The 24,090-nt window shown below is 71.0% G+C and carries 26 protein-coding genes and 2 tRNA genes; 9 read left to right on the forward strand and 19 right to left on the reverse strand.

Annotated features, from left to right (window positions below; translation table 11 throughout):
- Nucleotides 1-90: 90 nt before the first annotated feature.
- The 3 genes from cofC to LL946_RS01100 all read left to right on the forward strand — a co-directional run bounded on the left by cofC (nt 91) and on the right by LL946_RS01100 (nt 1,744).
- Complete coding sequence (gene cofC / locus LL946_RS01090) at nt 91-714, forward strand: 2-phospho-L-lactate guanylyltransferase (protein ID WP_404383906.1); 624 nt, start codon at nt 91-93, stop codon at nt 712-714.
- A 9-nt stretch (nt 715-723) separates the two neighbouring features.
- Nucleotides 724-951, forward strand: a complete 228-nt coding sequence (locus LL946_RS01095; RefSeq protein WP_404383908.1) for a hypothetical protein — start codon at nt 724-726, stop codon at nt 949-951.
- A 79-nt stretch (nt 952-1,030) separates the two neighbouring features.
- Nucleotides 1,031-1,744 (forward strand): hypothetical protein, encoded by a 714-nt coding sequence (locus LL946_RS01100; RefSeq protein ID WP_404383910.1) that lies wholly within the window; start codon nt 1,031-1,033, stop codon nt 1,742-1,744.
- A gap of 73 nt (nt 1,745-1,817) precedes the next feature.
- Here LL946_RS01100 and LL946_RS01105 read toward each other — a convergent pair whose 3' ends face one another.
- The 3 genes from LL946_RS01105 to leuC all read right to left on the reverse strand — a co-directional run bounded on the left by LL946_RS01105 (nt 1,818) and on the right by leuC (nt 4,950).
- Nucleotides 1,818-2,537 (reverse strand): HU family DNA-binding protein, encoded by a 720-nt coding sequence (locus LL946_RS01105; RefSeq protein WP_404383912.1) that lies wholly within the window; start codon nt 2,535-2,537, stop codon nt 1,818-1,820.
- Nucleotides 2,538-2,927: 390 nt separating this feature from the next.
- Nucleotides 2,928-3,515 carry a 3-isopropylmalate dehydratase small subunit gene (gene leuD / locus LL946_RS01110; protein WP_404383914.1) on the reverse strand — a complete coding sequence of 196 codons (588 nt, stop codon included), beginning with the start codon at nt 3,513-3,515 and terminating at the stop codon, nt 2,928-2,930.
- A 1-nt stretch (nt 3,516) separates the two neighbouring features.
- Nucleotides 3,517-4,950: a 3-isopropylmalate dehydratase large subunit gene (gene leuC / locus LL946_RS01115; protein ID WP_404383916.1), complete on the reverse strand. Its 1,434-nt coding sequence runs from the start codon at nt 4,948-4,950 to the stop codon at nt 3,517-3,519.
- Nucleotides 4,951-5,083: 133 nt separating this feature from the next.
- On the opposite strand from leuC, the gene LL946_RS01120 reads away from it, so the two are divergent.
- Nucleotides 5,084-5,827 carry an IclR family transcriptional regulator gene (locus tag LL946_RS01120; protein ID WP_404383918.1) on the forward strand — a complete coding sequence of 248 codons (744 nt, stop codon included), beginning with the start codon at nt 5,084-5,086 and terminating at the stop codon, nt 5,825-5,827.
- Nucleotides 5,828-6,133: 306 nt separating this feature from the next.
- Here the strand turns inward: LL946_RS01120 and LL946_RS01125 are convergent.
- The 3 genes from LL946_RS01125 to gltX form a co-directional block, all read right to left on the reverse strand.
- Nucleotides 6,134-6,206: transfer RNA gene (locus LL946_RS01125), tRNA-Glu, on the reverse strand.
- Nucleotides 6,207-6,304: 98 nt separating this feature from the next.
- Nucleotides 6,305-6,376 (reverse strand) — tRNA-Gln (locus LL946_RS01130).
- A gap of 127 nt (nt 6,377-6,503) precedes the next feature.
- Nucleotides 6,504-8,033 (reverse strand): glutamate--tRNA ligase, encoded by a 1,530-nt coding sequence (gltX, locus tag LL946_RS01135; RefSeq protein ID WP_404383920.1) that lies wholly within the window; start codon nt 8,031-8,033, stop codon nt 6,504-6,506.
- Nucleotides 8,034-8,161: 128 nt separating this feature from the next.
- On the opposite strand from gltX, the gene LL946_RS01140 reads away from it, so the two are divergent.
- Nucleotides 8,162-8,374 carry a dodecin gene (locus LL946_RS01140; protein WP_404383922.1) on the forward strand — a complete coding sequence of 71 codons (213 nt, stop codon included), beginning with the start codon at nt 8,162-8,164 and terminating at the stop codon, nt 8,372-8,374.
- On the opposite strand, the gene LL946_RS01145 is transcribed toward LL946_RS01140, so the two are convergent.
- Together LL946_RS01145 and LL946_RS01150 are read right to left on the reverse strand one after the other, a co-directional pair.
- Complete coding sequence (locus LL946_RS01145) at nt 8,346-9,620, reverse strand: RNA polymerase sigma factor (protein ID WP_404383924.1); 1,275 nt, start codon at nt 9,618-9,620, stop codon at nt 8,346-8,348. The two genes, LL946_RS01140 and LL946_RS01145, sit on opposite strands and share 29 nt — an antisense overlap.
- Nucleotides 9,617-9,964, reverse strand: coding sequence for a YciI family protein (locus LL946_RS01150; protein WP_404383926.1), 348 nt, complete (start codon nt 9,962-9,964; stop codon nt 9,617-9,619). The genes LL946_RS01145 and LL946_RS01150 overlap by 4 nt, the downstream gene beginning before the upstream one ends.
- 154 nt (nt 9,965-10,118) lie before the next feature.
- Here LL946_RS01150 and LL946_RS01155 point away from each other — a divergent pair, with 154 nt between their 5' ends.
- Both LL946_RS01155 and LL946_RS01160 read left to right on the forward strand, forming a co-directional pair.
- Nucleotides 10,119-10,673: a GNAT family N-acetyltransferase gene (locus LL946_RS01155; RefSeq protein ID WP_404383928.1), complete on the forward strand. Its 555-nt coding sequence runs from the start codon at nt 10,119-10,121 to the stop codon at nt 10,671-10,673.
- 37 nt (nt 10,674-10,710) lie between these two features.
- Nucleotides 10,711-11,145 (forward strand): SRPBCC domain-containing protein, encoded by a 435-nt coding sequence (locus LL946_RS01160; RefSeq protein ID WP_404383930.1) that lies wholly within the window; start codon nt 10,711-10,713, stop codon nt 11,143-11,145.
- 6 nt (nt 11,146-11,151) lie between these two features.
- Here LL946_RS01160 and LL946_RS01165 read toward each other — a convergent pair whose 3' ends face one another.
- Nucleotides 11,152-11,925, reverse strand: a complete 774-nt coding sequence (locus tag LL946_RS01165) for a fumarylacetoacetate hydrolase family protein (RefSeq protein ID WP_404383932.1) — start codon at nt 11,923-11,925, stop codon at nt 11,152-11,154.
- A gap of 99 nt (nt 11,926-12,024) precedes the next feature.
- On the opposite strand from LL946_RS01165, the gene LL946_RS01170 reads away from it, so the two are divergent.
- A complete protein-coding gene (locus LL946_RS01170; RefSeq protein ID WP_404383934.1) occupies nt 12,025-12,921 on the forward strand; it encodes a 3-methyladenine DNA glycosylase in 897 nt (298 codons plus the stop codon).
- On the opposite strand, the gene LL946_RS01175 is transcribed toward LL946_RS01170, so the two are convergent.
- Genes LL946_RS01175 through cimA form a run of 3 tightly spaced genes read right to left on the reverse strand, consistent with a single transcriptional unit; the run spans nt 12,918 to nt 15,468 of the window.
- A complete protein-coding gene (locus LL946_RS01175; RefSeq protein WP_404383936.1) occupies nt 12,918-13,304 on the reverse strand; it encodes a nuclear transport factor 2 family protein in 387 nt (128 codons plus the stop codon). The two genes, LL946_RS01170 and LL946_RS01175, sit on opposite strands and share 4 nt — an antisense overlap.
- Before the next feature lie 34 nt (nt 13,305-13,338).
- On the reverse strand, nt 13,339-13,794 hold the full coding sequence (gene arfB, locus LL946_RS01180) for an alternative ribosome rescue aminoacyl-tRNA hydrolase ArfB (protein WP_404383938.1): 456 nt from the start codon (nt 13,792-13,794) through the stop codon (nt 13,339-13,341).
- Nucleotides 13,795-13,839: 45 nt separating this feature from the next.
- Nucleotides 13,840-15,468, reverse strand: a complete 1,629-nt coding sequence (gene cimA, locus LL946_RS01185; protein ID WP_404383940.1) for a citramalate synthase — start codon at nt 15,466-15,468, stop codon at nt 13,840-13,842.
- Between the two features lie 428 nt (nt 15,469-15,896).
- Here cimA and LL946_RS01190 point away from each other — a divergent pair, with 428 nt between their 5' ends.
- Complete coding sequence (locus LL946_RS01190) at nt 15,897-16,358, forward strand: YdeI/OmpD-associated family protein (RefSeq protein ID WP_404383942.1); 462 nt, start codon at nt 15,897-15,899, stop codon at nt 16,356-16,358.
- Between the two features lie 17 nt (nt 16,359-16,375).
- On the opposite strand, the gene LL946_RS01195 is transcribed toward LL946_RS01190, so the two are convergent.
- The 7 genes from LL946_RS01195 to LL946_RS01225 form a co-directional block, all read right to left on the reverse strand.
- On the reverse strand, nt 16,376-17,665 hold the full coding sequence (locus LL946_RS01195) for a DUF2786 domain-containing protein (protein ID WP_404383944.1): 1,290 nt from the start codon (nt 17,663-17,665) through the stop codon (nt 16,376-16,378).
- Between the two features lie 98 nt (nt 17,666-17,763).
- Nucleotides 17,764-18,498 (reverse strand): SAM-dependent methyltransferase, encoded by a 735-nt coding sequence (locus tag LL946_RS01200; protein ID WP_404383946.1) that lies wholly within the window; start codon nt 18,496-18,498, stop codon nt 17,764-17,766.
- 42 nt (nt 18,499-18,540) lie between these two features.
- On the reverse strand, nt 18,541-19,650 hold the full coding sequence (locus LL946_RS01205; RefSeq protein WP_404383948.1) for an MBL fold metallo-hydrolase: 1,110 nt from the start codon (nt 19,648-19,650) through the stop codon (nt 18,541-18,543).
- Between the two features lie 10 nt (nt 19,651-19,660).
- Nucleotides 19,661-20,398, reverse strand: a complete 738-nt coding sequence (locus tag LL946_RS01210; protein WP_404383950.1) for a gamma-glutamyl-gamma-aminobutyrate hydrolase family protein — start codon at nt 20,396-20,398, stop codon at nt 19,661-19,663.
- Nucleotides 20,399-20,403: 5 nt separating this feature from the next.
- On the reverse strand, nt 20,404-21,171 hold the full coding sequence (locus LL946_RS01215; protein ID WP_404383952.1) for a 3-oxoacyl-ACP reductase: 768 nt from the start codon (nt 21,169-21,171) through the stop codon (nt 20,404-20,406).
- 30 nt (nt 21,172-21,201) lie between these two features.
- Nucleotides 21,202-22,578 (reverse strand): aldehyde dehydrogenase family protein, encoded by a 1,377-nt coding sequence (locus LL946_RS01220; RefSeq protein ID WP_404383954.1) that lies wholly within the window; start codon nt 22,576-22,578, stop codon nt 21,202-21,204.
- Nucleotides 22,579-22,703: 125 nt separating this feature from the next.
- Nucleotides 22,704-24,089, reverse strand: coding sequence for a glutamine synthetase family protein (locus tag LL946_RS01225; RefSeq protein ID WP_404383956.1), 1,386 nt, complete (start codon nt 24,087-24,089; stop codon nt 22,704-22,706).
- Nucleotide 24,090: the final 1 nt, after the last annotated feature.

A 24,090-nucleotide genomic window follows, 5' to 3' on the forward strand; every position in this document is an offset into this window, starting at 1 on the left:
TGCTCACCCCGGGGTGCGCGGCCTGCGCACATCTTGGTCGGCGTGAGGGGTGATGTCGAGCAGGCGGGCCCGGCGGGAGAGGATCGCTCCATGGAGCCGACCCCTGCGCCCGGATGGCACGTCGTCGTCCCGGTCAAGGGCGGTCCGGGTGCCAAGTCGCGGTTGCGCCACTCCCTCGACGATGCCGGCGTGGTCGCCGCCGTGGCCCATGACACCCTCGCCGCCGCCGCGCGGGTCGTGGGCCCGGGCCGCGTCGTCGTGGTGACCGCGGAACCGGGCGAGACGGCATACGCGCGCGCCGCAGGCCACGTCGTCGTGGACGACCCCGGGAGCGGCCTCGACGACGCCTGTCGCGCGGGGGTCGGGGCGGCCCACGACCTCGGGGCCACTCGGGTCGCGGTGCTGCTCGGGGACCACCCCGCGCTCGCCCCGGGCGAGCTCGAGACGACGCTGGTGGCCGGCGAGGGACATCCGACCTTCTTCGTCGCCGACGCCGAGGGCACCGGCACCGCACTCGTCGGCACCACGACGGGTGGGGAGCTCGCGCTCGCGTTCGGTCCGGGGAGCGCGGCACGGCACGAGGCCCTGGGCCACGTGCCACTCGAGGTCGAGGCACCGGGGCTGCGCCACGACGTCGACGACGAGGACTCGCTGCGCTGGGCGCTGGCCCACCTCACCCTGGGTCCGCGGACGCGCGGGGCCCTCGAGCGATAGCGTCGGGGCGTGCAAGCGAGCATCCACACCTTCGCCGAGGACGGCTCGGGCTCCGCGCTGCTCGACGACGGACGCCTCGTCTCGTGGCCTTCGGAGGTCTTCGCCGGCAGCGCGCTGCGCCACGTGCGCCCCGGCCAGCGGGTCAGCGTCGAGGTCGACGACAGCGAGGGTGGCGATGGCACCACCGTCACCCGGCTCTGGATCGTCGGCATCGGTGAGGGAGAGACGATCCGCTGAGCTGGTCGGCCCGCGACACGGCGCGGTCGCGTACGCGTACTCATGCCGCAGCTCCGCATCGGCTCCTACGGTGGCTCGCATGTCGACTCTGAGACGCGTCGTCCGCCTCGCCGCCATCGTCGTCGCAGGCCTGGTGGCATCGGTCCTGATGCTCTACCTGATCGTCAACGTCGGCGCCGTGGTCGCCGCCCGCGCCAAGCGGTCCAGCCTCGGCGACGAGGTGACCCGGCGGATCGCGGAGGAGCTCCCCGCCTCCCGGCAGCGCGCTGACTCGGTCGCGGGGAGCATCCCGTCCGAGCCCAACCACAGCTGGGTGGCCCAGCGCTGCGAGTTCGAGACCAACGACTCCGGCTGGATCGTGCGGGAGTACCGACAGGTCTGCGCGCTGGAGTCCGCGCACGCCTGGCAGGTCGACAGCCGGGCGGAGGCGGATCGGCTCCTCGGAGACCTGGCCTCGGCGAACGAGCCGCCGTCCACGTACGGGTCCTGCACGCGCTACGCCGTGTCACCCCGGTTCAGGGAGCAGAACCTGTTCGGCGAGAGCCGGCTGGAGCTCATCTGGTCCGAGCCGGAATCCACCGGCGCACGGTGGTGCCTCCCGTCCGCGGACGGCTACCAGGCGCGCCGCAGCGTCGTCGCCGAGGTGCCCGAGCTCGACCCGGCACACGGATGGCTCGTCGTCATGCAGACGGACGAGCTCGTCGACGAGGTCATCGGCTGCGCCCACTGGAGCGTCATCTTCTGCGACAACCCGTTCGGCGACGAGCTGGCCTGGGGCACACCACCGACCTGACGTGAACCCGACACGGCACTGGGGCACCTCGCGACTGCGAGGTGCCCCAGTGGCGTGGGTGCGAGGACCCGGGTCACTTCTTCCGGGCAGGTGCCTTCTTCGCCGGTGCCTTCTTGGCGGGAGCCTTCTTGGTGGCGGTCGCCTTGGTGGCGGTCGCCTTGGTCGCAACCTTCCTGGCGGGCGCCTTCTTCGCGACGGTCTTCGTCGCGGTCTTCTTGGCCGCTGCCGTGGTCGCGGAGGCCTTCTTGGCGGGTGCTGACTTGGTCGCCGCAGCCTTGGTGGCCGTGACCTTCTTGGCCGGTGCTGCCTTGGTCGCCGTCTTCTTGGCTGCTGCCGTGGTGGCGGTCGCCTTCTTGACGGCGGCCTTCTTGGCGGGGGCTGCCTTCGTCGCCGCTGCCCTGGTGGCGGTCGCCTTCTTGGCGGGGGCAGCCTTCTTGGCGGGTGCAGCCGTCTTGGCCACGGCCGAGGCGGTGCCGGCGCTCGCGCGCTGGGCGGCCGGGGACGCCTTGGGCAGCGTCGAGGGCTTCTTGACGTAGGCCTTGAAGGCGGCACCGGCACGGAACCGCGGCGCCTTGGCCTTCGGGATCCGCACGCTGGCACCCGAGTGGGGGTTGCGGCCGGTGCGCGCGGCGCGCTCGACCCGGTCGAAGGTGCCGAAGCCGGTGATGCCGACCTTGCCGCCCTTGGTGATCTCGCGGACGATCGTGTCGAGGACCGCATCGAGGGCCTCGGTCGCTGCCCTGCGGCTGCCGAGTCGCTTCTCGAGCTCCCGGACGAGTTCTCCCTTGTTCACTGTCTCTCCATCGTGTCTGCCGCCGGACGACCCGACGATGTGCGTGCGACCAGGCGATTCCTGACCTGTCAACGACGGTAGGCCCGGCAGCGGGGCGCGTCCATCACCCTTGTGCCGTGTTCCGTTGTCCCACAATGGCTTTGGCGAACCGCGCTGGCCAGACCACTTGAGGCGACGACCAAGGCCCGGCCAGGCCGATGCGTGGGTGGTTGTCGCGAGAACGGCTGTGTCACAACCGGTTTCGCGCCAGAGCACGAACCGGATGAAGCCGCGTGAGCGTGAGCCACGGCATCAGCGTGAGTCACATGCGTCACATCAGTCACACTCTGGGACACGCGGGATGGACGTGAACTGCCCACTCCCACACGGCGTGTCGCACGCCGGAAAGGGTCAGAGCGTGACGGGCTTCCAGCTCGGACGGGTCTTCTCGTATGCCGTGACGTCACCTTCGTGACGCAGCGTCAGCGAGATGTCATCGAGGCCCTCGAGCAGCCGCCAGCGGGCGTAGTCGTCCACCTGGAACGACGCCGTGAGGTCTCCGGCGGTGACGGTGCGCGACTCGAGGTCGACCGTGACGGACGTCCCCGGCTCGTTCTCGAGGAGCTTCCAGAGCAGCTCGACGTCGTCCTGGCTGCACTGCGCGGCGAGCAGTCCCGCCTTGCTGCTGTTGCCGCGGAAGATGTCGGCGAACCGCGAGGAGATGACGACCCGGAAGCCGTAGTTCGTCAGGGCCCAGACGGCGTGCTCGCGCGAGCTGCCGGTACCGAAGTCGGGGCCGGCGACGAGGACCGAGCCCGCGGCATACGCGGGGTCGTTGAGGACGAAGGTCTCGTCATTGCGCCAGGCCGCGAAGAGGCCGTCCTCGAAGCCGGACTTGGTCACCCGCTTGAGGTACTCGGCAGGGATGATCTGGTCGGTGTCGACGTTGCTGCGCCGCAGCGGGACGCCGATGCCGGTGTGGGCGGTGAAGGCCTCCATGTCATGCCTCCTGGGTGGCGTATCCGGCCGCTGCGGCCGAGAGCGGCTCGAGGTCGGAGGGGCTGGACAGTGTGCCTCGCACAGCGGTCGCCGCGGCCACGAGAGGGCTGACGAGGTGGGTGCGACCACCCTTGCCCTGGCGGCCCTCGAAGTTGCGGTTGGACGTCGACGCGCTGCGCTCCCCCGGCGCGAGCTTGTCGGGGTTCATGGCCAGACACATCGAACAGCCGGGCAGGCGCCACTCGGCCCCGGCCTCGGTGAAGACCGCGTCGAGGCCCTCCGCCTCGGCCTGGAGACGGACGCGGGCGGAGCCGGGGACGACGAGCATGCGCACGCCGTCGGCCACCCGGCGGCCCTTGACGACCTCGGCTGCGGCGCGCAGGTCCTCGATGCGACCGTTGGTGCAGGACCCCACGAAGACGGTGTCGACGGCGATGTTGCGCAGGGGGGTGCCTGCCGCGAGACCCATGTACTCGAGCGCGCGCTCTGCTGCATGGCGCTCCGAGTCCTCCATGAGGGACGGGTCGGGGACGGCGTCGCCCAGGGGTGCGCCCTGACCGGGGTTGGTGCCCCACGTGACGAAGGGCGTGAGGGTCGCCGCGTCGAGGACGACCTCGGCGTCGAACTCGGCGTCGTCGTCGGTGTGCAGGTCTCGCCAGCTCTCGACCGCGGCGTCCCAGTCCTCACCGCGAGGCGCGTGGTCGCGCCCCTCGAGGTAGGCGAACGTCGTCTCGTCCGGCGCGATCATGCCGGCCCGGGCTCCGGCCTCGATGGACATGTTGCACACGGTCATCCGGGCTTCCATGGAGAGCGCGCGGATGGCGCTGCCGCGGTACTCGAGGACGTAGCCCTGTCCGCCGCCCGTGCCGATCTTGGCGATGACGGCGAGGACGATGTCCTTGGAGGTCACTCCGGCGGGCAGCTCGCCGTCGACCGTCACGGCCATCGTGCGGAACGGCTTGAGGGGCAGGGTCTGCGTGGCGAGGACGTGCTCGACCTCGGACGTGCCGATGCCGAAGGCCAGCGCTCCGAACGCGCCGTGGGTGGACGTGTGGCTGTCGCCGCAGACGACCGTCATCCCCGGCTGGGTGAGCCCCAGCTGTGGGCCGACGACGTGGACGATGCCCTGCTCCGCGTCCCCCATCGGGTAGAGCTTGATGCCGAACTCGTCGCAGTTGCGCCGCAGTGTCTCGACCTGGGTGAGGCTGATGGGGTCCGAGATCGGCCCGGGCGTCGTCGGGACGTTGTGGTCCTCCGTGGCCAGGGTGAGGTCGGGTCGCCGGACGGGGCGCTCCGCGAGGCGCAGCCCGTCGAACGCCTGGGGGCTCGTGACCTCGTGGAGGAGGTGGAGGTCGATGTAGAGCAGGTCCGGCTCGCCCTCACCACGACGCACGACATGTGCGTCCCACACCTTCTCTGCCAGGGTCTTGCCCACGGCCAACACCTCCACGAAACGGTTCCGGGACGTCGCTCGTCCAGGTCCTGGGCGACGTCGCTCTGACCGAGGTTGGCACGCCGTCCGGAACGTGGAACTTGCGTCTCACGGCTTGGGACGGCAATATCAAGACATGGACAACACCAGTGGGGTCGGCGTTCTCGACAAGGCCGCCATCGTCTTGAGCGCCCTCGAAGCGGGCCCATCCACCCTCGCGCAGCTCGTCACGGCTACCGGCCTGGCCCGCCCGACGGCGCACCGGCTCGCGGTCGCCCTCGAGCACCACCGCCTCGTCGGGCGCGACATGCAGGGACGCTTCGTCCTCGGCCCGCGCCTCGGCGAGCTCGCCGCTGCCGCCGGCGAGGACCGCCTCCTCGCCGCCGCCGGACCGGTGCTCGGCGCCCTGCGCGACCACACCAACGAGAGCGCTCAGCTCTTCCGCCGGCAGGGCGACCACCGCATCTGCGTCTCGGCCGCCGAGCGCCCGGTCGGCCTGCGCGACTCCATCCCCATCGGTGCCAGCCTGACGATGCTCGCCGGCTCAGCCGCCCAGGTGCTCCTCGCCTGGGAGGAGCCCGACCGCCTCCACCGCGGCCTCCAGGGCGCCGCCTTCAACGCGACCACGCTCTCCGGCGTGCGGCGCCGCGGCTGGTCCCAGAGCGTCGGCGAGCGCGAGCCCGGAGTCGCGTCCGTCTCCGCACCGGTGCGCTCCCCCTCCGGTCGCGTCATCGCCGCCGTGTCGATCTCGGGGCCCATCGAGCGGCTGTCCCGCCAGCCGGGCCGCCTGCACGCGTCCACGGTCATCGCCGGGGCCAACAAGCTCACCGAGGTCCTGGCCCGCCACGCCAAGACGGCGGAGGAGCAGCACTCCGCCTGAGGACCTCGCCCCACGGATGCCGTCCCGCCCGCTTGCGTCCGCCGGTTTGACGCCAGGGCCACCACAGTGGCGGACGCACGGCGAGCCCACGGCATACGCCCGCTTGCGTCCGCCGGCTTGACGCCAGGGCCACCACAGTGGCGGACGCACGGCGAGCCCACGGCATACGCCCGCTTGCGTCCGCCGGCTTGACGCCAGGGCCACCACAGTGGCGGACGCAGGGCGAGCCCACGGCATACGAAGGCCATCCTCGGCACACACGAAGAAGTCCCCGTCACCTGGAGGTGACGGGGACTTCTGTGCGAGTAGCCCCGACGGGATTCGAACCCGCGCTACCGCCTTGAGAGGGCGGCGTGCTAGGCCGCTACACAACGGGGCCCTAGCTGGTGCTGACCGGCGAGCCGGACAGCGGGTGGAAGCCTACCGCAGAACGGTAAATCTTCCGAATCGGCCTGTGCCACAAGGACATTGACCAAGCTGGGGTACCAGGACTCGAACCTAGAATGACGGTACCAGAAACCGTAGTGTTGCCAATTACACCATACCCCAAGGGGGTATCACTGGCGCTTCGGTCCGAAGACCTCCGACACCGGTGAACCGAGGAGCGATACTACCGGTCCGCTCCCCCGCGCCCAAATCGCGGGTCGTGCCGTGGGCTCTGCCCTGGCCCGGAGCCTCAGAGCGTGTCGCGCAGGGCCCGCAGACGGGAGAGCGTCGACGTCTTGCCGAGGATCTCCATGGACTCGAAGAGCGGCGGGCTGATGCGGGCCCCGGACACCGCCGTGCGCAGCGGGCCGAAGGCGAATTTGGGCTTGATGCCCAGCCCGTCGACGACCGCCTCGCGCAGCGCAGCCTCGATGGCGGCGGCGTTCCAGCCGCTCTCGGTGCCGAGCACGCCGGTCCCGTGGTCGTCGAGGTCACCCAGTGCGGACAGCGCCGCGTCGAGGACGTCGCCGGCGTCCTCCTTGAGCTGCGCGCGGGCGTCCTCGGCGATCTCGAGCGCGTCGTCGGCGACGAAGAACGGGCGCACGAGAGCCGAGGCCTCGGTGAGGTGCGCGATGCGCGTCTGGATGAGCTCAGCGACGGCCTTGAGGCGACCGAGCTCGCCGAGCGACGGGTTGCCCGAGAGCACCTCGTCGCGCTCGAGGAACGGCAGCAGCCGGGACGTGAAGTTCCCGAGCTCGAGCTCGCGGATGTAGACGCCGTTGAGCCAGTCGAGCTTCTTGAGGTCGAAGATCGGACCGACCGGGTTGACCTTCTTCCAGTCGAAGCCGTCGCTGAACTCGCGGAAGGTGAAGACCTCGCGCTCGGTCCCGTCGTCCTCGGTCACCGGCGGGTACGCGAGCAGCGCGAGGAAGTTGACGAGCGCCTCCGGCAGGTAGCCCTCCTCGCGGAACCAGGTGAGTCGGGCCGCCGGGTTCTTGCGCTTCGAGATCTTGGACTTGTCGGCGTTGCGCAGCAGCGGCATGTGCGCGAACTTCGGCGGCTCGAGCCCCAGCCACTGGTAGAGCAGCACGTGCTTGGGCGTCGAGCTGATCCACTCCTCGCCGCGCACGACGTGGGTGATGCCCATCTCGTGGTCGTCGACGACGACGGCGAGGTGGTAGGTCGGGAAGCCGTCGGCCTTGAGGATCACCTGGTCGTCCGGGCGTGGTGCCGAGACCGTGCCCCGGATGAGGTCCTCGAAGGTCAGCGGCACGTCCTCGGGGATGAACATCCGCACCACCGGCGTCTCGCTGAAGCCGGGCAGCTCGGCACGCTCCTCGCGCGTCCTGCCGTGGCAGAGGCGGTCGTAGCCGGTCGGCTGCTTGGTCTTCTGCTGCATCTCGCGCATCTGCGCGAGGCGCTCACCGGTGCACCAGCAGTGGTAGGCCTTGCCCTCGGCCAGCAGCCGTTCGACGTAGGGCCTGTAGGTGTCGAGCCGCTCGCTCTGCCGGTAGGGAGCAAACGGGCCACCGAGGTCGGGGCCCTCGTCCCACGTGAGCCCCAGCCAGTGCAGCGTGTCGTAGACCTGCTGCTCGCTGTCCTCGCGGAACCGGGCGCGGTCGGTGTCCTCGATGCGGAGGATGAAGCGCCCACCCTGCTGCCGCGCGAACGCGAGGTTGAACAACGACATGTAGGCCGTGCCGACGTGCGGGTCCCCCGTGGGCGACGGGGCGACGCGGAGGCGAGGGCTGTGGGCTGTGGTGGTGGGCTGTTCGCTCATGGTGCCCCGATTCTAGGGACTCGGGGCCGGGGGCCGTCCCTGGCCGGACCGTGGACGGCTCTGTGCGCCCGGGTCTACGTTGACGAGAGACCGGGCGGCCGGCGTCCGGCACGACCCTCGGAGGCACCATGGCCAACCACGTCTACGCGATCTCGGAGCTCGTCGGCAGCTCGCCCGACGGAGTCGAGGCGGCCGTTGGCAACGCGCTCGCCTCGGCCAGCTCGACCGTGCGCAACCTCGACTGGTTCGAGGTGACCGAGATCCGCGGCCACCTCGGCGACGACGGCTCGGTGGCCGACTGGCAGGTCGGGATCAAGCTCGGCTTCCGGGTCGAGAAGTAGGCCCGCCCAAGGTCTCGCGTCGCGCGGCCAGCCACGTGCGCTCGGCGGGGTTGTCCGTCGTCGCGATCGCGGCGGCATACGCCCGGCCCGCGTCGTCGGTGCGCCCCAGCCGGCGCAACAGGTCCGCGCGGGTCGCGTGCCAGGGTCCGTATGCCGTGAGCCCGAGTCCGTCGACGGCCGCCAGCGCGACCTGCGCTCCGTCGAGCTCGGCAATGGCGACGGCCCGGTTGAGCGCCACCACCGGAGTGGGGGCGAGCGCCATGAGCTGGTCGTAGAGCGCGACGACCTGGCCCCAGTCGGTGAGGGTGGCGTCGAGGGCGTCGGTGTGCACGGCCTGGATCGCGGCCTGCAGCTGGTAGGGCCCGGGCCGGTTGCGCCGCAGGCACTCCCGCACGAGGGCGTGCCCCTCGTCGATGAGCCCGGCGTCCCAGAGCGTGCGGTCCTGGTCGTCCAGGGTGACGAGGGCACCGTCCGCCGCGATGCGCGCCGGCCGCCGGGCCAAACTCAGCAGCATGAGGGCGAGCAGGCCGTCGACCTCCGGCGGCGACCCGATGCCGTCGGCGACGCTGCGCAGGGCCCGGGTGAGGCGGATCGCCTCGAGCGCGAGGTCCTCGCGGTCGGCGACGTCGGCGCCCGAGCTGAGGTAGCCCTCGTTGTAGACGAGGTAGAGCACGGCGAGCACCGCGTCGAGACGCTCGGCGAGGTCCTCCTCGCGGGGGATGCGGTACGGGATGCCGGCCCGGGCGATCTTGGACTTGGCGCGGGTGATCCGCTGGGCCATCGTCGTCTCCGGGACGAGGAAGGCGTTCGCGATCTCGGCGACGGTGAGCCCGCCGAGCAGTCGCAGGGTGAGGGCGACGCGCGCCGGCTCGGCCAGCCCCGGGTGGCAGCAGGTGAAGATGAGTCGCAGTCGGTCGTCGGCGACCGGTCCGGTCGGCTCAGCGGGTGTGTCGTCGGTGAGCATGGCGGCCTCGGCGTACTTCTCGTCCCGCACCTTCTCGCGGCGCAGGTGGTCCAGCGCCTTGCGGCTGGCCGTCGTGGTGAGCCACCCGGCGGGGTTGGGTGGGACGCCGTCCCTCGGCCACCGTTCCAGCGCGATGACGACGGCCTCACCGAGGGCGTCCTCGGCGAGCCCGATGTCGCCGAAGCGACGGATGAGTCCCGCGACGACACGGCCGTACTCGATGCGGATGACGTCGGCGACGGCGTCCGCACCGCGAGCGGGGGCGGGGTCGGCTGGGGTCACTCGGACTGGAACGGACGGACCTCGACGGGGCCACCACAGGCGGCGGATCCCTCCTTGGCCCACTGGAGGGCCTCGTCGAGGTCGGCGGCCTCGATGACCCAGAAGCCACCGAGGAACTCCTTGGCCTCCGAGAACGGGCCGTCGGTGACGGTCGGCTTCTCGCCGGTGGCGTCGACGGTCGTCGCGCTCGAGATCGGCTCGAGGCCCCCGGCGAAGACCCACTTGCCGGCCTCCTTGACCTTCTCGTTGAAGGCGCCGACCGAGGCGTACATCTCCTGGATCACGGCGTCCGAGGGCATCTCGTCGTCGACGTTGGCGGGAACCGAGAGCAGGTACTGAGTCATGGTGGTGCGTCTCCTTCGGTGAGCGACCGGTCGCCTTCGGTGGCGCCCTTCGGTGTCGTTCATCCTCTCCACGAACGGGTCACGACCGATACGACACGTCCTGCGAACTTTTGTCGATCTTTTCCCACGGCTCCGTGGTGACACCCTGAGCCGTATGCCGGCCGCTCCCCCGACCCTGCTGCGCACGGACCGCCTCGTACTGCGGCGGTGGCGCGGGTCCGACCTCGAGCCGTTCGCCGCCCTGAACGCCGACCCTGAGGTCATGAGGTACTTCCCGCACCCGTTGAGCCGCACCGAGGGTGACGCGTTGGTCGAGCGGACCGAGGCCACGTTCGGCCGGCTCGGACACGGGCTGTGGGCCGTCGAGCGCCAGGACACCAGCGCCTTCATCGGCTTCGTCGGGCTGGCGCCGATGCACCCGGGCTCGCCCGGCGCCGGGGGCGTCGAGGTCGGCTGGCGGCTCGCATCGTCGGTCTGGGGCCAGGGATTCGCGACCGAGGCGGCCCGCGCGAGCATCTCGGACGGCATACGACGGCTGGGCCTGGACGAGATCTGGTCGTGGACGGCTGTCCTCAACACCCCGTCACAGGCGGTCATGCGGCGGCTGGGGATGCGCGAGCACTCGCGCAGCATGCACCCGGACCTGCCCGCGGGCCATCCCCTCACCGAGCACGTGACCTGCCGCGTGGCCGCAGCCGACGTCTCCTGACCTTCCCTCGTCGACGGGCAGGCGCGACCATGAGGGCATGGGAACGATCTCGCACGAGATCTGGGTCGACACGTCGCCGGAGGACCTTTGGCGGGTCTATGCCGACCCTCGACGGATTCTCGAGTGGCAGACCGGCTCTCCCGTCGTCGAGGTGGTCGTGGGTGACGGGATGAGCACCGGCTCGTCGTACACCTCCCGACGTGGTCGGCTGTCCTCGCACACGGTGGTCCGCGACGCCACGCCTCCGCACCGGCTGGTGACCTGGACCGTCGCCTCTCTCGGTCTCCGGTTCACGCTCCTCTCCGAGCTCACGCCGGAACATGGTGGGACGCGGCTCGCGCTCCGTGTGACGACCCGCTGGCCGCGTGGGCTCGGTGTCGTCGGGAGGGTCGTCGAACGCGCGCTGCTCAGCGGCGGCGAGGCGACCAAGGAGCTGGCCCGCCTCAAGGAGCTCGTGGAACGCGGGCGCTGACGCGGTTCAGTCGGCGCTGACGAAGGGGTTGCTCAGGGTGCCGATCTGGTCGATGTCGACCTCGACGCGCTGGCCGGCGACCACCTGGCCGACACCGGCGGGGGTGCCGGTGAGGATGACGTCACCGGGCAGGAGGGTGAACGCCTGCGAGGCGAAAGCGATGAGCTCAGCGACGCCGTGGACCATGTCGGAAGTCGGGCCGTCCTGCACGACCTCACCCTCGAGGGTCGTCCGGATCCGGCAGGCCGACGGGTCGAGGTCGGTCTCGATCCACGGACCGAGCGGGCAGAACGTGTCCATGCCCTTGGCCCGCGCCCACTGGCCGTCGCTGCGCTGGAGGTCGCGGGCGGTGACGTCGTTGGCGACGGTGTAGCCGAACACCGTCGACAGCGCCTGCTCGACCGGCACGTCCTTGGCGAGGCGGCCGATGACGACGGCGAGCTCACCCTCGTAGCTGACCTCCTGCGTGACGGACGGGATGACCACCGGGTCACCGGGTCCGAGGACGGCGGTGTTGGGAATGAGGAACATCAGCGGCGTCGCGGGTGCCTCACCGCCCATCTCCTTGGCGTGGTCGGCGTAGTTCTTGCCGATGCCGATGACCTTGCTGCGCGGGATCACCGGGGCGAGCAGGCGCACGTCCTCGACGAGGTGGGTCGCGCCCGTCAGCTCGATCCGTTGGTAGAGCGGGTCCCCCGTGATCTCGGCGATCTTCTCGCCTGCCCCGTTGACCAGCCCGTATGCCGGGTCCTCACCTGTCGTGAATCTCGCGATGCGCACGCGCTCACTCTAGAGCGCGTGAGAGGCGAGGTCTCACCCCAGGCGGGCGGCGACCGCCTCGGCGAACCACCCCCGTGCGTCACCTACGCTGGACAGGCCATGACAGTCGAGAACGACACCGACACCACGACGCTGGGCCCCTCCACGTGGATGGAGCGCGAGGTGTCGCACGCTGCACGCGTGGATGCGGCCACCGCGGGGCACCGGTCGAGACGAGCTCGGGGCGAGGCCCACCCGGTCGAGGACTTCCTCTTCTCCTACTACTCCACGACCCCCGCGCAGCTGCGTCGCTGGCACCCCGGGGTCGGCGTCCGCCTCGACGGCGCCGCAACGCTGGAGCGCGCCGGTTGGAAGCACTACCGCGTCGTCGGCGACGGCGTGGAGGTCGACGTGGACGCGTTCCTCGCTGCCCGGGGACGTGCGGTCGAGTTCGTCGGCCGGCTGCTCTCGGCGACGGCGGCCCGACCCGCGCGACTCGGCTGCTTCGGGCTGCACGAGTGGGCCATGGTCTACCGCGCCGGGAAGGGCGACGTGCGCCACCAGCAGGTGCCGCTGCGCCTGGGTCAGGCCGGCACCGATGCGGTCGTCGAGCGCCACCAGATCGCGTGCAGCCACTTCGACGCCTTCCGCTTCTTCACCCCGGACGCGGTGACGCGCAACGCGATCCAGCCCACCCGCGAGTCCCAGGTGACGTTCGAGCAGCCCGGCTGCCTGCACGCCGGGATGGATGTCTACAAGTGGGCCACCAAGCTGGCACCGCTGGTTCCCAGCGACCTGACGATGGACTGCTTCGACCTGGCGCTGGAGATCCGGGAGCTCGACATGCAGGCCTCCCCGTACGACCTCTCCGGCTACGGCCTCGAGCCGGTGAGGATCGAGACGGCAGAGGGGAGGACGGCATACATCGAGCGACAGCGAGCCTTCGCCGAGCGGTCCAACGCCCTGCGCCACCGCCTCCTGGCCGTCCTCGACCTCGTCGACGACGAGTCCCCCTAGAGCGGTCGGCGGTCGTGCGGGGCCTCAGCCACCTCGGCCCACACCTCGACGACCTCGGCGAGCACGCCTGAACGGGCAGTCGCGAAGGTCGCCACGAAGTGGACCTCGTCGCTCTCCCCGGTCGCGTCGGAGACCTTGGCACGGAGAACCGCTCGCTGCCCCGCATCGACGAGGTCCTGACGCTCGAACCGCCACCTGCCCGGATAGTCCCTGTTGACCGCGACGAAGCCGTCCCTGTCGAAGGCCTCGCCGGTCGCGACGTAACGGCAGTGGAAGTCCTCGGCGAGCAGTGCTGCCAGCCCGTCCCAGTCGGCGTGGTCGATGCAGTCGGCGAAGGAAGCCAGCAGGGCACCTGCTGTGGGCGTGTGGTCGTCGTGGCTCATGACCGAACGGTAGTGGGGTGCCGAGACACCCCGGTCACTCCGGCTGGACGCGACCCCGTCCGGACTTCACGTCACCTCGCCGCTTCTTGGCGTCGAGCCGCCGACGCTGAGAGCCTCTGGTGGGCCGGGTGGGACGCCGTGCGGGCGAGGCGGGAGCGAGTGCGTCGCGCAGGATCGCGCCCAGCCGCTCGCGGGCTGCGGACCGGTTGCGCAGCTGGGACCGGTACTCCGACGCGACGACGACGATCCGCCCCTGCACGAGGGTCGACCCCAGCACCTCGAGGACGCGAGCTGCCTGCGTGGCCGTGAGCGACGTCGACGCAGCCGGGTCGAAGACGAGCTCGACCCGGCTGTCCGTCGTGTTGACACCCTGACCGCCCGGGCCGGACGAGCGGCTGAACCGCTCGACCAGCTCCGAGGCGTCGAGGACCAGACCTCCGGGCAGGCCCGGACCGGGGCGCACCACGAGGTTGCCGCCCGGTTCGTTCATGCCTGCCATGGTCGCACCATGGCTCGGTGCCCCGTCCCGCCAGCGTCAGCGCGCCGGGACGCCGGCCCTCAGCAGGCCGTAGGTGACGCTCTCGACGAGGGCGTTCCAGCTCGCCTCGAGGATGTTGGCCGCGACGCCGATCGTCTCCCAGGTCGTCTCGCCGTCGCTCGTCTCGATGAGCACCCGCGTGACCGCGTCGGTGCCGTGGGCCGCATCGAGGATCCGGACCCGGTAGTCGATGAGCTCGAGGTGCTCGATCTCGGGGTATGCCGTGGCGAGCGCGAGCCGCAGCGCGTGGTCGAGCGCGTTGACCGGGCCGTTGCCCTCACCGGTGCGCAGCACCCGCTTGCCGCCCGCCGTGAGCTTGACCGTGGCCTCCGAGAGCGCCGCGCCCGAGGCCTGGCTGTCGGTGATGACGCGCCACGACTCGACCTCGAAGAAGTCCGGTAGCGCCCCCTCGATCTCGCGGCGCAGGAGCAGCTCGAAGCTCGCGTCAGCGGCGTCGAACGTGTAGCCGCGCAGCTCGAGGTCCTTGACCCGCGCGAGGACCTTGACCACGAGGGCGCTGTCCTCGGCGTTCTGCGGGTCGAGCTCGAGCCCGAGCTCGCGGGACTTGAGCTCGATCGAGGCCCGCCCCGCCATGTCGGAGATGAGCATGCGCATGTCGTTGCCGACGTGCTTGGGGTCGAGATGCTGGTAGAGGTCGGGGTCGACCTTGATCGCGCTGGCGTGCAGCCCGGCCTTGTGCGCGAAGGCGCTCGCACCTGTGTAGGGCTGGCGGCTGTAGGCCGGGACGTTGGTGATCTCGCTGATGGCGTGGCTGATCCGGGTCGACTCCTGGAGCCGGTGCGGCTCCATGACCTGCTGGCCGACCTTGAGCTGGAGGTTCGCGACGACGGTGACGAGGTTGGCGTTGCCGGTGCGCTCGCCGTAGCCATTGATGGTGCCCTGCACGTGGGTGGCGCCGGCGTCCACGGCGGCCATCGAGTTGGCGACCGCGCAGCCGGTGTCGTTGTGGCAGTGGATCCCCAGGCGCGCGTCGCCGCTCGAGCCTCCGTCGGGGCCGCCGTCGAGACCGAGGGTGCGGACGACGTCGGTGACGACGTCCCACACCTGACCGGGCAGCATGCCGCCGTTGGTGTCGCACAGGGCCGCCACCTCGCCACCGGACTCGAACACGGCCCGGAGCGCCTCGATCGCGTAGGCGCGGTCCACGGCATACCCGTCGAAGAAGTGCTCCGCGTCGACGAAGACGCGCCTGCCCTCCCCTCGGAGGAAGGTGACGGTGTCGCGGATCATCTCGAGGTTCTCGGCCTTGGTCGTCCGCAGCGCGCGCTCGACGTGGCCGACGTGGGACTTCGCGACGAGGGTGACGACGGGCGCCTGGCTGTCGAGCAGGGCCCGCACGAGGGGGTCGGTGCTCGCGCTGCCGCCGACGCGCCGGGTCGCGCCGAACGCGGCCAGCGTGGCGTTCTTGAGGGTGAGGTCGGTGGCGGCCCGGGCGAAGAACTCGGTGTCCTTCGGGTTCGCCCCGGGCCAGCCACCTTCGATGAACCCGACACCGAGCTCGTCGAGGTGTGACGCGATGGTGAGCTTGTCCTGCACGGAGAGGTTGAGCCCCTCCTGCTGGGCACCATCGCGCAGGGTGGTGTCGTAGACGTGCAGGTCGCTCATTCGTGTCTCGCCTCGATCGATCTCGTGCCATGGATTCCGCAGACGTGCCTCAAGTGTCTCGCTCGACTCAGCGTCGCTGCTCGGCGGCCGGGGGTGTGGCTGCCGGGCCCTCTGCCTGGCGACTCAGGCTCACCGTCGTCGACCAAACAAAAAGACCCCCCGGGTGTGGGAGGTCTGCGCGACGAACGGTGTGTTCGTCGCGCTAGTCGATAATGACAGTGGCGGTGGCCACGGACATGAGAGTCACGTGGAGAGAGTGGCACGGGCGCCCGGCATCCGGGAAGGCCTGTCCACATCGCGGTCGCGGGCGGCCAGGGCGGCCTCGGGGTTGAGGTTCGCGGGGACCCCGCTCCCGGCGATCCTCCACCCGAGGCACCTACCACGCGACGTATGCCCGTCCGCCCACCTGCCGTCGCTACGCTCGATCCATGGGTGAGACGTTGACGCTGACCGCCGTGCTCGAGCCTCGCGGTCCGGCGGGTGCGCTCCCCTTCACCGACGAGCAGGTGGCGGCTCTGGGTGACGGGGTCAGGACCTTCCCGGTGACTGTGACGATCGGCGGCACGACGCTCCAGCTGCGCCTGGCCCGGATGGGCGGGGAGTCGCTCGTCGGCTTCAGCAAGGCCGCGCGGACGGAGGCAGGCGTGGAGGTCGGCGACACGGTGACCTTCACCATCACCGCCGCGACCGGGCCTCGCACCGTCGAGGTGCCCGGCGACCTCGCCGCCGCGCTCGCAGCGGACTCCGCCGTGGCGCAGGCCTTCGACGCGATGGCCTACACGCACCGCAAGGAGTACGTCCGCTGGGTCACCGAGGCCAAGCGCGAGCAGACCCGCGTGGACCGGATCGCCAAGACCGTCGAGATGGTGCGCGGCGGCCTGACGCGCTGACCGGGTCGAGGGACGTCTCAGCCGGTGCGGCGACGGCCCACCCGGTCGCGCGGTGCCGTGCCGTCGAGGCGTGCGCGGTCGGCTGCGGCCCGCCCCACGTGCCATCCCTCGGCGTCGCGCACCAACTGTGTCCTCCGCCGCGTCAGCGAGGGGAACCACTCGCCGACGGTCTGCTCGACGCGCTCGGTGCGCGCAGCCATGAGCGGGACGAGCTCCTGCCCCCTCGAGCTCGCGGCCGGCGCCGCCGACTCCATCTCCTCCCGCGCGACCTGCCGGAGGCGCTCGCCGATCCGGTGTGCGTAGGCCGTGAGGAATGACGACCGGAACGCCCTGGTCCGGCTGCGTCCGTGATGGTCCTCGCGCGAGCCCTCGGCCAGCATCGCCGAGTTCGCCTGGACGAGCAGTGACGTGAAGAGCAGCTCGACGGACTCGAGGTCGGACTCGAAGCCGACCACCGTGCCGAAGCCGAGCTCGCGCGTCCACACCATGCGGCAGCTGTTGGCCGAGGCCACGGCGGTGAGCAGGGAGGCCTTCGGTCGGTCGTAGGGCGTGTCGATCCCGATGCGGCGCCCGTGTGGTCCACCTGCGAGCGACTGCTCGCCGGCTTCGGCGGCGAGCAGAGCGGCATCGATGCTGTGCCGCGCCATGAGCGCCTGCGCACCGGCGGTGAAGGTCTCGGCCTCGGCTGCGAAGGTCGTCGACTCCGCCTTGGCGAGCAGCATCCGCACCCGCTCGAGGATCCTCGAGTCCACGTCGGCCGGCCGGGACGTTCGCGACCCACCCATCGGCTCCTCGACCGCAGCGGGGCGGAAGTCCCCGGGGATGGCGGTGAGGCGCTCGATGGCCGGGACCCACTGGAAGAGGTGCATGACGGTCAGCGCCTGGGAGACCAGCGTCAACCAGTCGAGCCCGCGCACACGGTGCGCGTCGAGCCAGGTCTGCGAGCGCGGCCACCAGACCCGGCCGTCGAGGCCTGACAGCTGGGCGAACCACGACGGGTCCACGGTTGCCGCGGCATGGCGGTCGATCTCGTCGCTCATGGCGTCGACGACGAACGCCTGCTCTTCGGTCGAGAGCCGACGCACGGCCATCCGGTGGACGTCGGAGGGTTGCCACCCGCGCTGCCAGGCACCGGTTGCTGCCTGACGCAGGCCGGTGACGAGGGCGGTGAGGACCGACCGTGCGCCCTCGTCCGTGGCACACCGCTGGGCAAGCACGACGGCGACGTCGTCGAAGGCGCGGGTGCGGCTGAGGTTCAGCGACCGGATCGCGAGGTCGACCAGCTCGGCATCGGTCGTGCTGTCCATCTGCTGCCCCTCTCTCTTGGAAGTGAGTGCCCAGCATCGCACCGGCGACCGACCGACCGTGACGGCTGCGCCGCCACCTGTGGACGGCGTCCGACACGTCAGCCGGCTGTGGACAGGTCCGGGACCCCGAGGGTCAGGAAGGCGAACCCGAAGGCGTTGCGGTAGCCGTGCAGCCAGCGTGAACGGTGCTCGTCCGCCCGGGCGCGGACCTCGGCGTCGTCGTGGCGCATGAGCCACTCCTCGAGGTCGGCGAGGTAGCCCGACTCGAACGCGAACAGCTCGTCCTGGCTCGCGGTCTCGACCCACAGCGGCCGGTAGCCGGCGTCCACGGCCAGGTCGGCGAGCCCGGCGATCGACGGCAGGTTGACCACGTCGTCCCACACCCGGTCGACCTCGACCGGCCCCCGCACCTCCCACGTCCCCTCCCCCAGGACGAGGCACCCACCGGGCCGGACGAGAGGGCGCAGGGCGGTGAGCGCGTCGGCCGCCGACTCCCCGAAGGCCTGCGACGATCCGATGCAGATGACGACGTCGGCGGGCTCGGTGAGCTCGTCACCGGGGCGGTTGGCGAACGTCACGCGGGAGTCGACACCGAGCTCGCGCGCCCGGGCCCGGGCCCGCTCGAGGTGCCGCTCCTCGGTGTCGACACCCAAGCCCGTGGCCTCGGGCGCCCGCGCGCCGACCCGCAGGAGCAGCTCACCCCAGCCGCACCCGACGTCGAGCAGGGTGCCGGGCGAACGGGCGGCCAGGCGGTGGGCGAGCGCGTCCGCCCTCGCCTCCGACAGCGGTGCGATGAAGGTCAGGTGCTCGTAATAGCCGGGGGTCTCGTCCACCCCGCGAGTCAACCAGTGGTCCGCTGGCGGGGCGACCGGGTTTCAGGTGACGGAGCGCCACCAGTAGGTCGGCTCGAACGGGACGGCCGAGACGTCGATCCGCTCGCCGGGCCGTGGGACGACGACCGTCACACCCCGTCGCTCGGCCTCGACGAGCACGCGCTCGATCGGCTCGCTCCACGGGTGGAACGCGAGGTTGAAGGTCCCCCAGTGCACCGGCACCATGACCTCGGCGCCGACGTCGAGCGTCGCCTCGACGCCGTGCTCGGGAGTCATGTGGATCGTCGGCCACCCGTCGTCGTAGGCGCCGACCTGGACGAGCGCGACGTCGAAGGGCCCGTAGCGCTCACCGACCTGCGCGAACCCGATGAAGTAGCCGGTGTCCCCCGAGTAGAAGACCTTGGCCGACTCACCCTCGAGGACCCAGGAGGCCCAGAGCGTGCCGTCCCGCGCGAGCCCTCGGCCGGAGAAGTGCTGGGCGGGGGTCGCGACGAGCCGCACCCCGGCGACCTTGGTGTCCTCGTGCCAGTCGAGCTCGTCGATGCGGTCGGTCGGGATGCCCCACTTCTCGAGGTGCGCCCCGACACCGAGCGGCACGACGAAGCGCGTCTCCGGCCGCAGCTCGGCGAGCTCCTTGACGGAGTCCATGTCGAGGTGGTCGTAGTGGTCGTGCGAGATGACGACGGCGTCGACCGGCGGCAGGTCACGCAGCGCGACGGGCACGGGGTGGAGGCGGCGCGGCCCCACCTGCTGCGAGGGTGAGCAGCGGTCGCTCCACACGGGGTCGAGCAGCACCACGGCACCCTCGACCTGCACGAGCACCGTCGAGTGTCCGAGCCAGCTGACGTGCGTCCCCTCGGGGAGCTCACCGAGGGGCTCGCGCACGAGGGGCACGTCGCCGACCGGGTGTCGCTCCTGGCGGCCGGCGATGAGCTCCTTGACGCTGCCGGCGATGGAGCGCGACGAGGGCTCGAAGCGCAGTTGCTGGTTGTGGAACCTGCCGTTGGACCACTCCGGCGACTCGGCCATCCGGGCGGCACGAGCACCCGTGGCCCGCCCGCCGATCGCCTCGGGAATGGGTCGCCCCGCTCGCACGAGCCAGGCCGCCAGGCCGACACCGCCTGCTGCCACTGCCAGTCCAGGAACTCTCACCGGTCCAGTGTCACCCCATCGACCCGAAGTCTGCGCATGCCTCCACGAACGCGTCGAAGAGTCGACCGTCCTCCCCCGCCTCCGGGTGCCACTGGACTCCGAGCCGGAACGGGTGGTCGGGGTCCTCCATCGCCTCCAGCGTGCCGTCCTCGTGCCACGCACTCGGCACGTGTCCGGGGTGGGTCGCCACGGCCTGGTGGTGGTAGGTCGGGACGTCGATCGGGTCGGTGCCGAGGATCGAGGCGAGCCGGGTGCCCTCGACCACCGAGACGTGGTGCGAGGCGTAGACACCCGGCGACGGGCTGTGCGAGGTGTGGCCCACCCGGTCGGGGACGTGCTGCTCGAGCGTGCCACCGGCGGCGACGGCCATCACCTGCATCCCTCGGCAGATCCCGAGCAGCGGCAGGCGCGTGCGTGCCGTCACCCGGGCCACCGCGATCTCGAAGGTGTCCCGGTCGGGACGCGCCGCCTGCAGGCTCGCGTGCGGGAGGGCGGCATACCGGCTCGGCTCGACGTCGGCACCGCCGGCGATGACCACGCCGTCGAGGCGCGCGAGCACCCCTGAGACGAGCTCCTCGTCGGCGTCGAGGCGCGGCGGCAGCACGACAGCGATCGCACCGGCCCGCTCGAGGTGCTCGACGTAGCCGTGCGGCAGGACCGTGCTCGCCTGGTCGGTCCAGTCGCCGCGCACGACCGGCTCGACATAGGACGTGACGCCGATGACCGGGCGCCCGGACCGCGCTGCCACGGCGCTCAGAGGGGGGTGACGTAGGCGCCGGAGATGCCGCCGTCGACGAGGAAGGTGTTGGCGGTGATGAAGCTCGACTCGTCGGAGGCGAGGAAGAGCACGGCGTTGGCCATCTCCTCCGGCTCGCCGAAGCGGCCCATCGGCACGTGCACGAGCCGGCGCGCGGCGCGCTCCTCGTCCTTGGCGAACAGCTCCCGCAGCAGCGGCGTGTTGACCGGCCCCGGGCACAGCGCGTTGACCCGCACCCCCTGGCGCGCGAACTGCACGCCGAGCTCCCGCGACATCGACAGGACACCGCCCTTGGACGCGCTGTAGGAGATCTGCGACGTCGCCGCACCCATGACCGCGACGAACGACGCCGTGTTGATGATCGAGCCCTTGCCCTGCTCGAGCATGTAGGGGATCGCCGCCTTGCAGCACAGGTAGACCGAGGTGAGGTTGACCTCCTGCACCCTGCGCCACGCATCGAGGTCGGTGTCGAGGATCGAGTCGTCCTCGGGCGGGCTGATGCCGGCGTTGTTGAACGCGATGTCGACGCTGCCGAACCGCTCCTTGGCCGTGGCGAAGAGCGCGTCGACCTGGTCCTTGTCGGTGACGTCGCAGTGGACGAAGGCGCCCCCGACCTCGTCGGCGATGGATGTGCCGTTCGCGTCGTCGAGGTCGCCGATGACGACCGTGGCGCCCTCCTCCGCGAAGCGGCGCACGGTCGCAAGGCCGATCCCGGAGCACCCCCCGGTGACGACGGCGACCTTGCCCTCAAGACGAGTTCCCATGTGTTGCAAGCCTTTCCGTGGTGGTGGACGTCAGCCCTCGGTGCTGATGAAGATGTTCTTGACCTCGGTGAAGGAGTCGAGCGCGTCCGGACCGAGCTCGCGGCCGATGCCGCTCGCCTTGTAGCCACCGAAGGGGGTCGAGTAGCGCACGCTGCTGTGGCTGTTGACCGAGAGGTTGCCGGCCTCGACCGCCCGCGAGACGCGGATCGCCCTCCCGACGTCGCGCGTCCAGATCGATCCCGACAGCCCGTATGCCGTGTCGTTCGCGAGACGGATGGCGTCACCCTCGTCGTCGAAGGGCATGACCCCCACGACGGGTCCGAAGATCTCGTCCTGCCAGACCCGGTCGGAAGTGGCGCCCGGCAGGACGACGGTCGGTGGGTACCAGTAGCCCGCACCCTCGGGGGCGGTGCCGCGGAACGCCACGTCGACAGTCGTCTCGGACTCCTCGACGAAGCCACGGACCGTGTCGCGCTGGCCCGCGCTGACGAGCGGACCCATCTGGGTGCTCTCGTCCCGCGGGTCCCCGACCCGGACATCGCGCATCGCCGACTCGAAGCGCTCCATGAAGCTGTCGAAGACGCTGCGCTGCACGAGGATTCGGGTGCGGGCGCAGCAGTCCTGCCCGGCGTTGTCGAGGAACGACATCGGTGCCGCAGAAGCCGCCGCGTCGAGGTCGGCGTCCGCGAAGACGATGTTGGCGGACTTGCCGCCGAGCTCGAGCGTGACCCGCTTGAGCTGGTCGGCGGCCTTGCGCATGATCCCCTGCCCGACCGCCGTCGAGCCGGTGAAGCAGACCTTGCGGACGTCGGGGTGGGTGACGAACCGCTCCCCCACGACCGAGCCCTTGCCCGGCAGAACGGTGAAGACCCCCTCGGGGATCCCGGCCTCGAGGGCGAGCTCGCCGAGCCGCATCGCGGTGAGCGGGGTGAGCTCGGCCGGCTTGAGGACGATGGTGTTGCCGGCCGCCAGGGCAGGTGCGAAGCCCCAGCCCGCGATGGGCATGGGGAAGTTCCACGGCACGATCACCGAGACGACGCCGAGCGGCTCCTTGATGGTGACGTCGAGCCCCCCGGCGACGGGGATCTGCCGCCCGAACAGCCGCTCGGGTGCTGCCGAGTAGTAGGCGAGGACGTCGCGGACGTTGCCCGCCTCCCACCGTGCGTTGCCGATGGTGTGGCCGGCGTTCTCGACCTCGAGCAGGGCGAGCTCCTCGAGGTGGTCGTCGACGACCTCGCTGAAGCGCCGCAGGAGGCGGCCACGATCGGCGGGCGCGAGGGCTCGCCACGCCGGGCCGACCTCGACCGCCCGCGCCACCGCCTCGTCGGTCTCCTCGACGCCCACGAGCTCGATGCTCCGCACCGTCTCCTCGGTCGCCGGGTTGATGACGTCATGCGTGGTGCTCATGGTGTCGGCCTTCCTTTCGACTTCTTGCGACTTTCGGCGTGTTGCGACTTATTGCGACTTTCGGCGGCTTCCACGGTCAGTGGCTCGACTGCGGTCGGCGCCGAAAGTCGCAATAAGTCGCTGGGTCAGAGTCTTTCGAAGCCTCGGATGCGTTCCCAGTCGGTCACCGCCGCATCGAACGCCTTGAGCTCGACGTCGGCGGCGTTGACGTAGTGGTCGACGACGTCGTCACCGAAGACCTGGCGCGCGACGGCCGAGCCTGCCAGCAGGTCGCGCGCCTCGCGCAGGGTGCTCGGCACCGTGTCGACGTCGGCGAGGTAGGCGTTGCCCTCGAAGGCCGGCTCGAGCTCGAGTCCCTGCTCGATCCCGTACAGCCCTCCGGCCAGCATCGCGGCGACCGCGAGGTAGGGGTTGACGTCTCCGCCCGGCACGCGGTTCTCCATCCGGAGGCCGGCGCCGTGACCCACCACCCGGAGGGCGCACGTGCGGTTGTCCCGCCCCCAGGCGATGGCCGTCGGCGCGAACGAGCCCGGCGCGAACCGTTTGTAGGAGTTGATGTTCGGCGCATAGAAGTAGGTGAACTCGCGCATCGTCGCGAGCACGCCCGCAAGGAACTGGTCATGCAGCTCGCTCTGCCCACCCTCGCGCTCGTCGTCGGCGAAGACCACCTCGCCGTCGAGACCGCGCAGCGACAGGTGGATGTGGCACGAGTTGCCCTCACGCTCGTCGTACTTCGCCATGAAGGTCAGCGACATCCCGTGCTTGGCGGCGAGCTCCTTGGCCGCGGTCTTGTAGATGACGTGGTTGTCGCACGTACGCACCACCTCGTCGTAGAGGAAGCCGATCTCGTGCTGGCCGTAGTTGCACTCCCCCTTGGCCCCCTCGACGGTCACGCCCGCGGCATACAGCTCGTTGCGGATCTCGCGCAGCAACGGCTCGACGACGGTCCCGCCGGTGATCGAGTAGTCGACGTTGTAGCGGTTGGCCCCGGTGAGCCCGACGTAGCGCCGGTCCCAGGCCGACGCGTAGGTGTCCTCGAAGACGATGAACTCGAGCTCGGTGCCGGCGATCGCGGTCCAGCCGAGCTCGGCGGCCCGCTCGACCTGCGCCCGGAGGATCCCTCGTGGTGACTGCCGGACCGGGCCGGAGCCGTCGAGCCAGGCGAGGTCGCACTGGACCGTCACCGAGTGCGGCTGACCGGGCGTGCGGCGCAGCGTGTCGAGGTCGAGGACGAGCTCGAAGTCGCCGTAGCCCTTCTCCCAGGACGACATCGCGTAGCCGTCGACGGTGTTCATGTCGACGTCGACCGCGAGGAGGTAGTTGCAGCCCTCGACCCCGCCCTCGAGGACGTGGTCGAGGAAGTATGCCGCGTGCAGCCGCTTGCCGGTGAGCCTGCCCTGCATGTCGGTGAAGGCGACGACGACGGTGTCGAGCTCGCCGCTGGCCGCGCCCTCGCGCAGGTCGTCGAGGGTGAGCTGTCTCGGTCCCCCGGCGTGGATGGATCCGGTCATG

Origin of the sequence: Knoellia locipacati (assembly GCF_044791685.1) — a bacterium.
In the GTDB taxonomy this organism is placed as follows: Bacteria; Actinomycetota; Actinomycetes; order Actinomycetales; family Dermatophilaceae; genus Knoellia; species Knoellia locipacati_A.